This is a genomic window from Orenia sp. (assembly GCF_055140805.1).
In genome coordinates, this window is the sequence record NZ_JBSQYM010000090.1 from 1 (window position 1) to 12,079 (window position 12,079).

Here is a 12,079-nt window from a genome sequence, read left to right on the forward strand (position 1 = left end):
ACACGAATTAAAGAGTAAAAGATTAATTAATTTTTTAAATATTTGGTTTTATTCGCGTAGATTCGTTGCTGAAAGTTATCCTTTAAGTTTTTTGTTTAAAGAATTAGAGGTATTAAATTAGTAGGATATTTAGGTTTCATTCTAGAGTTGTTTGTCTATATTAAGATAATACCATAATTTACTCTATTTTTCCATTTAACAACTTGATAATCTTAGAATAATAATTAAGCTAATAAATCATCGCATTAAATAATATTTTTTAAGGAATGGCTCATACTAATAATAAATAAAGTAAAGAAGGGAGCATGAACATATGGCAACAGCAACTATAACAGGCAATGAATTAAAGACAACAATTATAAACTTTTTAAAGAAAAAGGATACTGGAGCTTTAGCTACTTCTGGAATAGAGACAAGGGTAAGTCCAGTTAAATACTTTCTTGGTGAAGGGTTGGAGATTTATATCCACAGTAACGGTGGCTCTAAATTCTTAAATTTAGAGAAGAATAAGGAGGTCTGTTTATTAGTAAGTACAGAATTTTATGGTGATTATGAGACTATTAAAGGTGTTCAAATCTTTGGTCAAGCAGAAGTGGGGCAAGAAGGTTCTAATCTTTATAAACAAGCAGAAGAATACTGTCCTTTTGAACATATGGGTAATGAGGATGGATATATTATCAAAATTAATGCTCAAAAAGCAGTATATAAAGATGCTGTAGATGGAGATGGTGAAAAGAGTATTTGGAAAGCTTAACTAGGCAAAGCTACCGACTCATGAGTTGGTAGCTTTTTATCATTTCAGGACAACCATAGAGATCTTCTATAATTTTTAAAATTAATTTAAGTTATAAGATTTTAGAGATTCTCTTGGACTATTGGACTTTTATAAATTCTTCTCTACTGGAAGGATTTTTTGATTTTTTGGTTAATTATTTTATAAGGGTTATTGTTTTAAACTTGAATTTAATACTTTTATAGAATCTATCAATTAGTAGAGAGGTAGGAGGGGTAACTGATGAAAGAACAATCACTTGAGGATATAATCAATATAAAGTTTTTCTCGTGTCTATTAATTATAGCTATATCAATCTTATTGGTGGTTATCTTCCCAATTAATTATCTATTAAGTAATAAGATATATAGTCTAGCCCAAAAAACCAATATAAAGATTGTACTTTCACATATGAAACAGTTTGATGATTCATTACAGGTGATTGAAAAAAGTTATGATCCCTTTATTGAAGATATTATATTAAAGTTTGCAGATAAAATTGAAGCTGGCGATTTTGATAAATTATCAGTAGCTAGACTACACCAATACCTTCAAGAGATAAGAGCAGGGCTAAAAGTCCCTAATATCTTATCAGATAAAGAGATAAACTTTTATTTAATTGATTCTAGTGGTAAGATTATCCAAACAAATTATCGTGATGATTTAGGATTGAACTTTAGTGATTATCCTAAGTTATGGACAAAGATCAAAGGATTAGATAAGGGGGAGGTTCTCTTACATAGATTGACTTATAATCTAGGAAGGAGTGTTCCCCGTAAGTATGGTTATATAAAATTAAAGAATGGGGACATATTAGAGTTAGGAGTTCCTCTTAAATTCAACTTATTTGAAGAGCTAATCAATACAATTAAAGAGTTAGAGGGCCAGCTCTTTTTAGTAAAGGATTTAAAATTATATAATGATGGCTTTATGCCTATAAGTTCTGCTTCAATGGATATATCCTTAGGAGAGCAAAGCACTTTATCAATTAGTAAGGAGGATATTAGTGATATTGATATTCAAAAGAGAAGGTTAAATAAGCCCAAAGATGAAATTTATATTCCCTTTACTCTTAAATCAGATAAGGACTTAGGTTTGGAACAAAATTATATTTTAAAGATTAATTTGGATTATTCTAATGTTAAATTCCATAGGTTTTTGATATTGCTTGGTTTATTTCTGATATTGATGTTAATTTCATTTATTATAGTCACTTTAAATAAAAGGATCTATCAAAAATTATCTATTCCCTTTGCTCAACTTGCAGAGAATATGAGGGGATTTAAGCTAGATAATAATGGTGATTTTTATAAGAAGATTGATAGGACAGATATTGAAGAAGTAAATACATTATTGTCTACCTATCAGAATATGACTAGTGAACTATTAGTTAGTTTTAAAGAGCAGGACTTGATAAATAAGAGACTTAAAGAGTCTAATCAGGAATTAGATTCTTTAACAGAGAAGTTGCAGGAGATTATCTTGCTTACTTCTAGTTTGACTAAAGATATCTTCGATGAAGATAGTAAGTTCTTATCTAGATTATTAAAGATTGCTCAACAGTTAATTCCAGAAGCTGATTATGGTAGTATTTATTTGATTGATGAAGGAAGATGGGAGTTTATTGATGCTATTGGTCACAATTTAGATTTTCTGAAGTTATTAAGTATAGAAGATGCTTTTCTGCCAGAAGATGATGTGGTTATAGTAGAAGATATTATGGGAAAAGATAAAGAGTTTATTGCTACAAGCCAACAAGATGATTTTGATATAGCTACTATTCCGATTAAATCTACTTTATTAGTTAAATTAAAGATTGGTGAGGAAGTCTTAGGTGGTATCTCCTTAGATATTGCTAAAGAGAGTAAGGAAGAATCTTTTAGTAATGAATCTATTAAAATCATAAAATCCTTTGGGAGTATAGCTTCAGCCTTCTTAACAATGCAACGCTATATTAATATCAGAGAGAAGTTCCAAGAGGAGACTATCTTCTCTATCATAAATATCTTAGAGATACATGATAAATATACTAAAGGGCACTCTGAAAATGTTGCTTATATCTCAGCACAGATTGCTAAGAAATTAGAGTTGAGTACAGAGGAGATTGAGATTGTTTACTTCACTGGTTTAGTCCATGACATAGGTAAAATTTTGGTAGATAAGAATATTTTAAACAAAACTACTAGACTTACTGATGAAGAGTTTGCCGAAATTAAGAAGCATAGTACTTGGGGTTATCAGGTATTAAGCCATTCTAAAGAGTTGGAAGAAATTGCGATTTACACCTATTGTCACCATGAAAGGTGGGATGGTTTTGGTTATCCCCAAGGGCTTAAAGGTGATAAGATTCCTTTGGTATCTCAAATTATATCTGTAGCAGATGCTTGGGATAGTATGGTAAATGATAGGGTTTATCGTCAGAAGCTATCAAGGGAAGTTGCAATTAAAGAGTTAGAGAATAATAGGGGTAAACAGTTTTCACCTCAGATAGTAGATATTGCCTTAGAGTTAATCGATAAAGGTGAGTTTTAAGTTATAATATATTGGAGGGATAATTAATGGACTCTAAAGTACGAAAACATCTTTATATTAGTGGTCATGTACAAGGAGTAGGTTTTCGTTGGTATACTAATCAACAGGCAAATAAATTGGAGGTAAGAGGTTGGGTCAAAAATCTTGCTGATGGTAGAGTAGAGGCTGTGATTGCGGGTGATGAGGTTCAGGTGAATAAGATGATAGATTTCCTTAAGCAAGGCTCTCCTTTATCTCAAGTGGATGATGTTGAGATAATAGATGAAGATTATCAAGGTGAGTTTAGTAAATTTAAAATGAAATATTAATTCAACTACAACTGGAAGATTTTAAATAAAACTATATTCAAAAGAGAAAGGTATTTTTTAACTTTTATAGAAATAATATAAATTACAGTTAATCATAAATATTATATCGTCTGCTTAGAAGAGTATAAGGTTATCAGAGGGTAGGCTAACTACAAAGGAGGCCAAAGAGAGTTGGAGAGTCAGAATATGTATAAAGATAGTATAGGTCAGTCTTTTCCTCTTCCATCAAGCAGATATAGTGTTAATAGTTATCAAAAGAAGATAGAAGTAATTCGGAGAAATTTAATAGATATTTTGGGGAATTTAGAGTTTGAGTCGGTACTTGATGTAGATTGTGGAAAAGGATATTTATTAGAAACTATTGCTAAGGCTTATACAGATGTATCGATCTCAGGGATAGATTCATCAGCAGATAAGCTAAAAGCTGCTAAACGAAGATTGGGAGTTAATAGTGATCTCATCCTCTGTAATTCTGAAATATTACCTTGGGATGAATCTTCCTTTGATTTGGTATTATGTATCGATTCCTTTCAACATTATCGCCATCCTGAAAGAGTCTTGACAGAGATAAAGAGGGTAATTAAGCCTAAAGGTTATTTAGTTATTACTGATAATTGGAAAGCAACTCCTATTAGACAGTTAATGAATTTATTATCGACTTTATTTAAGAAGAAAATCAAGATATACTCTAAAGGCATGATAGAGAGCTTTTTAGATGAGCATAGTTTTAAATTAAGGGATTGGAAATTAGTCACTAAAGATGAATATATGGTGATTGCTCAACTAGAAGGATAATTACATATTATTGATAAAGGTTTAAGAAGGATATTAATAATGTCAAGAATTTATGGTCAAAGAGTTATGTTAAGGGAGTATAAGTCCTCTGATTTTGAAGAAATCAGAGGATGGGTTATTAACCCTGAGATTACGGGATACTTATCTGATATCTTTCTTTATCCAAATTCTGAAAAGGATACAAGGGATTTTTTGGATAAAGCAATGAGTAATGAATGGACAGGTTTTGTGATTGCAGATGTAGAGACTGGAGATTATATTGGACAGATCGATTTTGTTAAATTAGATTTAAAGAATGGCTCTTGGGAATTAGGAGGAAAAAGAGATACAGAAATGGTAGATATCATGATGAAATCTGTTACGTTATTTTAAAAGATGAATGGCAGAGCAGGTAAGATGATTAGGAGGATTAGTAATGGCTTATAGATTTAAAAAGAGCTCGATCAATAAGAGTGGATTACCTCCTGGAACTTTAGTTTATAGAGGAGAAGAGCGGGAGGAAGAGGTTAAGATAACAGTCTTTAATTATAGTAGTGGTGGCTATGTAGAAGAGAAGGATATCAGCCTTGAAGAGGCTTTAGCTTATAAAGAAAAAACAGGGATAAAGTGGATTAATATTGATGGATTACATAATATAGAAGTAGTTAAAAGCTTAGGGGATGTTTTCAATATCCATTCCTTAGTCTTAGAGGACATACTTGATACAAACCACCGCCCTAAAGTTGATTGCTATGATGATTTTGTCTACTTTGTAATTAAATTATTCTCTTATGATTACAAAGAAGAAGAGATAGATATAGAGCAGTTGAGTATTATCTTAGGAGAGGATTTTGTGCTTACCTTTCAAGAAAAAGAAGGAGATGTCTTTGATAATATTAGAGAGAGAATTAGAAGTCAAAGTTCTCGCTTAAGAACTTTAGGTGCTGATTATTTGGCATATGTTCTGTTAGACGTGATAGTAGATAATTATTTTGTAGTATTAGATGAGATTGGTGAAGGGCTCTTTTTGATGGAAGAAGACTTATTACTTGATTCTTCTCAGGATATATTATCTGATATACAGCAGGTTAAACATGAAATGATCTTTTTGGAGAAGTCAGTCTGGCCTTTAAAGGGTATCTTTAATAATCTGCTCAAAGGTGATAACAAGCTGTTTAAAGATAGTACAACTCTTTATCTAAAGGATGTTAATGATCATATTGAAAGGACAATAGATACAATTCAAACCTTTAGAGATATAATCAATGGTATGATGGATACTTATTTATCAAATGTAAATAATAAGATGAATGAAATTATGCAGGTTTTAACAATCATATCTACAATTTTTATTCCGTTGACTTTTATAGCAGGGATTTATGGGATGAACTTTAGATATATGCCAGAACTTGAAAGTAATTTGGGATATCCGATTACTTTAATAGTGATGCTAGCTATTGTAATTGGGATGTTATTTTATTTTAAGAGAAAGAAGTGGCTATAGACATCAGACTTTGGAGTGAAATAGGAAAGAACAATGAGTAAAGATTAAAAAAATAAATAAGAAGTATTATAGTACCTTAAGTAGTTTGTTTTTCTGTATACTAGTTACTAAGGAGTGATAGTTGTGAGTAATAAACTAGTCAAATATAAATGTGAGGTTTGCGGTTATGAGTATGATGAAAGTTTGGGTGACAATCAAGGAGATATTAAAGTAGGAACTCCTTTTAAAGAATTGCCCCATGGTTGGAGATGTCCAGTCTGTGGTGCTGATAAAGATAGATTTTTTGAGGTTATAGTTCCTAGTTTATGAAGGTAAAAATATTTATAATTAAAATTGTGTAGACTAAATAATGGGGTGAAGATATGGGAAAAAAATTAAGCACTTTTAAAATGATTATTAAGAATATAAGATTAGCAAGTAAGTATATTAGTGATCCACAAGTGCCTTTAATGAAGAAAGTCTTATTGCTCTTTCCTTTAGTTTACATTATATCTCCATTAGATTTAGTTCCAGAGATGTTGATTCCTTTTTTTGGATGGTTGGATGATACAGCTATTGCTTTGGTTGTGTGGAACTATATGTTCAATTTGATTGATAAATATGAGCAGAATAATAATAATGACTATACTTTAGATGATGATGAGTATAAAGTCGAGTGAGCTTAAGGTGCTATCAATCTCAAGCTAATCTTAATTAATTGATATTATAGATTTCCAAGTCTAAAGCCTAGATTTAATATTGCTTTTATTTTTTGATTTTAACTCCTACCAAACTACCTCCTAAATATCACTTTTTCTCTGTATAAGCATCATGGTTAAATTTTATTTTAGATTTACGAACCTCTATATAGATATCCAACTTTAGAATGAAACAATAGAAAGATATTACGACATCTTAGGAATCGGGAATCGGTTATCAGGAATCTGTAGAACATACTGATTCCTGACACTAAAGTGTAATTTAATGGGGATATTGCGACAGGTTTAAATATCAGTGTTAGTTTAAAAAATACCCTCTCCTAAATCCTCTCCCTGATAAGGAGAGGACTTTAAACACTTTTTATTCCTCCCCTTTTAAGGGGGGAAGTTAGGAGGGGGAAGTTCTTAAAGTCTCACAACGCCCCCAACCCCTCTTAATCTTAAGAGTGAAATTTATAGTACATATACAATGTCAATTTCTCGATGATTAATTATTAAAAGATTTTTCAAACACCCTTTAAGATGATTTTTCTAAGAATGTAGTTTTAGCTAAATGGAAAGGATTATCAAGAATTTAATTGGTTTTGGGATATAAGATAAATTTATCTTATATATATTTATTTTTTGAATTATTATTAAAGTTAAATGAAAGTAGGTAGTTATATGGAGAAAATTTGGGAAAAGAAAGATAGTAAGGTGATATATCAGCGGGGAATTGTTTCTTTTAAAGAAGAATTATGTTATCATAACAAGAAAAAGATCTCTTATCCCTTTTTTAAGATGGAGTTTATGGATTGGGTTAATGTAGTACCAATTACGGCTAAAAATGAGGTAGTGTTTGTCAAACAATATCGTTTCGGAATTGATGATATTACTCTAGAGGTTCCTGCTGGGACTTTAGATGTAGGGGAGAATAACCCAGAAGTTGCTGCTAAACGAGAATTGTTAGAGGAGACTGGCTATGCCAGTCAAAATATGATTTATTTAGGAAAGGTAGCTGTTAACCCTGCAATTCAGAATAATTATTGTCATTTTTACTTGGCAGAAGGTGCTTCTTTAGTAGGAGAGCAGGATTTAGATTTAACAGAAGATATCGAAATCAAACTAATAAAGTTAGCAGATATAGATGAGTTGATCTCTAGTGGCTCAATCAATCATTCTTTGGCAGTACTGGCCCTGTTACATGCCAAAGATTATTTGAAGAATAAAAATGATTAATACATAAAGCTCTTTAAATTTTGAAATGCTATAAACAAGTCATCTAAATAATAAGAATAAAAAGTAAGTTCAAAGAGAGGAGTTTTGCAATGCAATTACAAGTTAAACGTGCTAAATTAGATGGTCATGAAAAAAGAAAGTTGGAGGATATGGAGATTGCATTAAATCTTGATAGAGATGACAATAATCAAATTAAGATTTTAGCAGTTGAAGAAGAATAAATTGGGTCTTTAGACCCAATTTATTCTTCAGCAATTTATTAGTTAAAAAATAGATATAAGGATATTAGAGCTTTTATAGCCAATTATTTATAAGATTATATAAGAAATCTTTAATTTCTTGAAAGCAGAAAAATTATAATAATACGGATTGATATTTGGGATTAATATGAATAATATGAAAATTATTACAAAATATTAATATCTATGCTAAAATGTTTTGAAAGATTATTAATTATGCAGGGAAAATTAGACCTTATCTAGAAATACTATAGGAAATATAGTTTTATATAAAGAATGACAAGTTATTATTATTTATATTAATTTCTAGTAAAATCAATTATTATAATTAATTACTTTTATAATTTTTTTATAGACCTATATTACTTACATTACTAACCTTTAAATTAACTAAAAGATACGGGGGCAACTAACTATGGAAGAGATGAATTTATTTGTTCAGGCTATTTTGAAACTTTTTATCTTTATATCCGTCACATATATTGTAATCAATGCAAGGCCTCTTTCTAAGGGGAGGATTAGTAACCTGGAGACTAAAGGTAAGTTATTCTTTAACCTGATTGTTATTACAATTGTAATACTACTGACTTGTCTTTTTAAAGGATATAATTTAGGGTTATATTATTTAACGATCTTATTGGTTGGGAATTTTTTTAAATTTCCTTATGGCCTTATAAACGGAATTATAATGGCTATATTAAGTTGTTATTTGAGGATCAATCTTTATCCTCTGGGATTAGATAGTATATTATTGGGAATAGTGATAGATAATTATCATATACTAAAATTAGATAATCTTGATACTAAATTAAAAAATCTAGTAATCAGCTTACTTTTAGCAATAACACTAATATTTCAAGATAAAGCTATTTTATATCTAGTTATTAATACTATAATCTTCTGGTCGGTACTGTTAGTTATTGATATTCATAAAAAGAGGTTGGAATTGATATGTAGTAAAGAGAGAGAATTAAAAGATATTAATTTAACCTGTAGTAGTTTAACTGGATTACATGATATCAATAAAAAATTAAGCTCCAAATTTACATTAGAGGATACTTATGAAGCTTTAATTGAGATTGCTTGTGAGAAGTTAGGGGTAGAGGTAGGAGGCTTATTAGCTCAATCTGAAGAGGAAGACTCTTATCTAGATGTTAAATCATTAAAAGGTTTAGATAGAGATTTATATAGACAGTATTGGAAGAAGGTTAAGATTAAAAAAGGTGAAAAATATTTTGGCTATCAGTTGACTGAAGGAGAGATAGTAATAGTTGATTCTTTAGTAAATGATAATCACTCTGATACAGAATTATTTGTTGAAGGTGGTTTTAATTCAATGTTATTATCTCCAATTTTTGTTGAAGGTGATTTGGCAGGTATTATCTTTTTTTTACATCCAGAAGAGTCTTTTTTCAACAATTTCCATAGAGTTGCTATTAGAACAGTAGTGGAACAGTCACCCTTAGCTATTGAAAAAGCAGAGTTTTTTGAAAAAATGGAGAGAAATATGGCTGGTTTATCTACTTTACAGAGAACAAGTAATACTATTAACTCTACTTTAAATTTAGATGAGGTGATTGATTTAACTGTTGATGTTGTTTTAGGGACTATGGGGGTATCAATGGCAGGGCTTTTTTTATTAGACAAGCAGGATGAAAAGTTGAAGTTGGTCTCATCTATAGGAGTTCCAGATAATAAAGAGACTAAAAAATTAATTCAATTAGCTAAAAAGACTGCTGATAATTTAATTCAGACTAATAGTGTTTTGATTACTGATAAGGTAAGTGAGGGGATTAAGAATCAGTTTGAAACATTAAATCTAATCTCAGCTGTCTGTATTCCACTAAAAGTAAGGGATAATATGCTGGGAGCAATTACTGCAGCACAGTTGGATTTTCCCAGAAACTTTAAAGAAGCAGATAAGAGCTTTTTAACTACCTTATCTAATCAGATTGCTATTGCTATTGAGAATGCTACTATGTATAAACAGATGGAGGATTTAGCTACTAGAGATGGCTTAACCAAACTATATAACCATAGTTACTTACAGGATTCCTTAAGAGAAGAGATAATTGAAGCTAAGGAGTCGAAAACTGAATTATCTTTGATGATGATGGATATTGATAACTTTAAAGAGTTCAATGATACTTATGGCCATCAAGCTGGTGATAAGGTATTAAAGTGTCTGGCACGATTATTAAAAGAAGAAGCAAGAGCTTTAGATATAGTAGCCAGATATGGTGGAGAAGAGTTTGCAATTATCTTGCCTAAAACCGGTGCTGATGCTGTGTTAGCTATTGGAGAAAGGTTGAATGAGTTAGTAAGAAATATGGTAGTTGAATATGATAATCTAAGGTTAAAGGTTACAATCAGTATTGGGGTTGCATGTTATCAAGTAGGATTGTCTCAAAAAGAGTTAATTAGTGCTGCTGATACTGAATTATATCGAGCCAAGAGAAAAGGAAAAGATCAAACTTGCCTGGCTGAATATAAATAGATAATTTTTTGATATAATATAAAAAGATAGATTAGAGGTGATCATATTGAGAATTGGTGTAATTAGTGATATTCATGGTAGTTTAAGTGCTTTTAAAAGAGTAACTAAATATTTGGATGATGTTGATATGATTTTGGTGGCTGGTGATATTTTATATCATGGAGCTAGAAACCCTTTACCAGATGGGTATAATACTAAAGCTTTAGTAGAAGAGATCAATCAATTTAAAGGGGATTTATTAGCTGTGAAAGGGAATGTAGATGCGGTAGTAGATGATTGGGTCTTACCTTATCCTTTACCTGAATATGCGGTAGTTGATGATAATGGCTGTAGAATTGTTATCTATCATGGTTATCAGCATGAGAAAGAAGAGGATAGAGTTGCTTTTGCTAAAAGATTTGGTGCTGATATCTTAATCTTTGGACATACTCATCAACCAGTAGCTAAAGAAGTAGACGGGGTGATATTATTAAATCCTGGTAGTATATCTTTGCCTAAGCAGGAACCACAAATTGCTACTTTTGCAGTAATTGATGATAAAATTGATATTATCTCTTTGGAAGATGGGAAGAGGTTGATTGATTATATTGACCTAGCAGAGAGATAAAAGGCCAACAGTAGTTGGTCTTTTATCTTTTTATTCTATTAAATTTTCGGCAAAGGTTATAGCATTAGTAAAATCTTCATCATTAGGTCTTTCTTTTTGGATACCACCAATTAACTTTAATGGTCCATAGGTATCAAAGCCTCGACAAGAGAAAGTCCCAATTAATTTATAGTTTTTTTCCAATAATCTCTTCTTTAATTCTTTGTTAAAATTATGAATAAGAGGTAATTTTCTCAAGCCACTGGTAGAGAAGATAAAGGCTTTTTTTCCTTGAACTGTTGGTAAGTCTTCTGCTAAACTTAATAATTTATGGTGATGTTTACCAAAATATATTCCTGAACCAAAGCCAACTAAGTCATATCTACCAATGATTTGAGGTGTGGCATCTCTAGTGGATAATATATCGGCATTAATAACATCTGCCATTGTTCTAGCAATTTTTTCGGTATTACCATGGTGAATTGATTTATAGACTATTAAGATTTTCATTACTTTTAGTCCCCCTGATACTTATATTATTAACCCCGTTGAAATTATGTCAATAACTATATTATATAAAGTTTTGCTTTTAACAGCAAGGCATATTATTGATTTAATTTTTTTATTCCAATTATTTTAGGGTTTTAGGTTCAATAAATTGATTTAATAGCATAAGTCAAAGTTTAAATAAATATTATATGAATAGATGGTTTTTAATAGAAAATTATATAAGTAAGTATGCTGTTATAGATATCCAAGTCTAAAGTGTAATAAAAGACTAAAGATCAAAAGCTAAAGATTAGTAACGAATTAACACGAATTAAAGATTAAAAGATTAATTAATCTTTTAGCTTTATTCGCGTAAATTCGGTAGATTCGTTGCTGAAAGTTATCTTTTAAGGTTTTTAGTTAAGAACTTAAAGGTATTAAATTATTAGGATATTTAAATTA

At 30.3% G+C, this 12,079-nt stretch carries 13 protein-coding genes; 12 read left to right on the plus strand and 1 reads right to left on the minus strand.

Annotated features, from left to right (window positions below; translation table 11 throughout):
- The first annotated feature begins 313 nt into the window (after window positions 1–313).
- The 12 genes from ACTCDL_RS09860 (at window position 314) to yfcE (ending at window position 11,149) form a co-directional block, all read left to right on the plus strand.
- Window positions 314–754, plus strand: coding sequence for a pyridoxamine 5'-phosphate oxidase family protein (locus ACTCDL_RS09860; protein WP_463176194.1), 441 nt, complete (start codon window positions 314–316; stop codon window positions 752–754).
- Window positions 755–1,015: 261 nt separating this feature from the next.
- The gene (locus tag ACTCDL_RS09865; RefSeq protein WP_463176196.1) at window positions 1,016–3,304 is read left to right on the plus strand and encodes an HD domain-containing phosphohydrolase; all 2,289 of its coding nucleotides are present in this window, start codon (window positions 1,016–1,018) and stop codon (window positions 3,302–3,304) included.
- Window positions 3,305–3,330: 26 nt separating this feature from the next.
- Window positions 3,331–3,612, plus strand: a complete 282-nt coding sequence (locus ACTCDL_RS09870) for an acylphosphatase (RefSeq protein WP_463176198.1) — start codon at window positions 3,331–3,333, stop codon at window positions 3,610–3,612.
- A gap of 171 nt (window positions 3,613–3,783) precedes the next feature.
- The gene (locus tag ACTCDL_RS09875) at window positions 3,784–4,407 is read left to right on the plus strand and encodes a class I SAM-dependent methyltransferase (RefSeq protein ID WP_463176201.1); all 624 of its coding nucleotides are present in this window, start codon (window positions 3,784–3,786) and stop codon (window positions 4,405–4,407) included.
- A 39-nt stretch (window positions 4,408–4,446) separates the two neighbouring features.
- Complete coding sequence (locus ACTCDL_RS09880) at window positions 4,447–4,779, plus strand: GNAT family N-acetyltransferase (RefSeq protein WP_463176203.1); 333 nt, start codon at window positions 4,447–4,449, stop codon at window positions 4,777–4,779.
- A gap of 43 nt (window positions 4,780–4,822) precedes the next feature.
- The gene (corA, locus tag ACTCDL_RS09885; RefSeq protein WP_463176206.1) at window positions 4,823–5,890 is read left to right on the plus strand and encodes a magnesium/cobalt transporter CorA; all 1,068 of its coding nucleotides are present in this window, start codon (window positions 4,823–4,825) and stop codon (window positions 5,888–5,890) included.
- Between the two features lie 123 nt (window positions 5,891–6,013).
- Complete coding sequence (locus tag ACTCDL_RS09890) at window positions 6,014–6,199, plus strand: rubredoxin (protein ID WP_463176208.1); 186 nt, start codon at window positions 6,014–6,016, stop codon at window positions 6,197–6,199.
- Between the two features lie 80 nt (window positions 6,200–6,279).
- Window positions 6,280–6,549, plus strand: coding sequence for a YkvA family protein (locus tag ACTCDL_RS09895; RefSeq protein ID WP_463176211.1), 270 nt, complete (start codon window positions 6,280–6,282; stop codon window positions 6,547–6,549).
- 702 nt (window positions 6,550–7,251) lie between these two features.
- Window positions 7,252–7,806, plus strand: a complete 555-nt coding sequence (locus ACTCDL_RS09900; RefSeq protein ID WP_463176213.1) for an NUDIX hydrolase — start codon at window positions 7,252–7,254, stop codon at window positions 7,804–7,806.
- A gap of 89 nt (window positions 7,807–7,895) precedes the next feature.
- Complete coding sequence (locus ACTCDL_RS09905) at window positions 7,896–8,027, plus strand: hypothetical protein (protein ID WP_463176217.1); 132 nt, start codon at window positions 7,896–7,898, stop codon at window positions 8,025–8,027.
- 778 nt (window positions 8,028–8,805) lie between these two features.
- On the plus strand, window positions 8,806–10,542 hold the full coding sequence (locus ACTCDL_RS09910) for a sensor domain-containing diguanylate cyclase (RefSeq protein ID WP_463176225.1): 1,737 nt from the start codon (window positions 8,806–8,808) through the stop codon (window positions 10,540–10,542).
- Between the two features lie 46 nt (window positions 10,543–10,588).
- On the plus strand, window positions 10,589–11,149 hold the full coding sequence (gene yfcE, locus ACTCDL_RS09915; protein ID WP_463176220.1) for a phosphodiesterase: 561 nt from the start codon (window positions 10,589–10,591) through the stop codon (window positions 11,147–11,149).
- Between the two features lie 30 nt (window positions 11,150–11,179).
- Here yfcE and ACTCDL_RS09920 read toward each other — a convergent pair whose 3' ends face one another.
- Complete coding sequence (locus ACTCDL_RS09920; protein ID WP_463176222.1) at window positions 11,180–11,638, minus strand: flavodoxin family protein; 459 nt, start codon at window positions 11,636–11,638, stop codon at window positions 11,180–11,182.
- Between the last annotated feature and the right edge of the window lie 441 nt (window positions 11,639–12,079).

Bases quoted from the DNA above. Each gene is read 5' to 3' on its own strand.
- ACTCDL_RS09870 (WP_463176198.1), top strand. From the start codon at position 3,331: ATGGACTCTAAAGTACGAAAACATCTTTATATTAGTGGTCATGTACAA.
- ACTCDL_RS09865 (WP_463176196.1), top strand. From the start codon at position 1,016: ATGAAAGAACAATCACTTGAGGATATAATCAATATAAAGTTTTTCTCG.
- ACTCDL_RS09920 (WP_463176222.1), bottom strand. From the start codon at position 11,638: ATGAAAATCTTAATAGTCTATAAATCAATTCACCATGGTAATACCGAA.
- corA (WP_463176206.1), top strand. From the start codon at position 4,823: ATGGCTTATAGATTTAAAAAGAGCTCGATCAATAAGAGTGGATTACCT.
- ACTCDL_RS09895 (WP_463176211.1), top strand. From the start codon at position 6,280: ATGATTATTAAGAATATAAGATTAGCAAGTAAGTATATTAGTGATCCA.
- ACTCDL_RS09900 (WP_463176213.1), top strand. From the start codon at position 7,252: ATGGAGAAAATTTGGGAAAAGAAAGATAGTAAGGTGATATATCAGCGG.
- ACTCDL_RS09860 (WP_463176194.1), top strand. From the start codon at position 314: ATGGCAACAGCAACTATAACAGGCAATGAATTAAAGACAACAATTATA.
- ACTCDL_RS09905 (WP_463176217.1), top strand. From the start codon at position 7,896: ATGCAATTACAAGTTAAACGTGCTAAATTAGATGGTCATGAAAAAAGA.
- ACTCDL_RS09880 (WP_463176203.1), top strand. From the start codon at position 4,447: ATGTCAAGAATTTATGGTCAAAGAGTTATGTTAAGGGAGTATAAGTCC.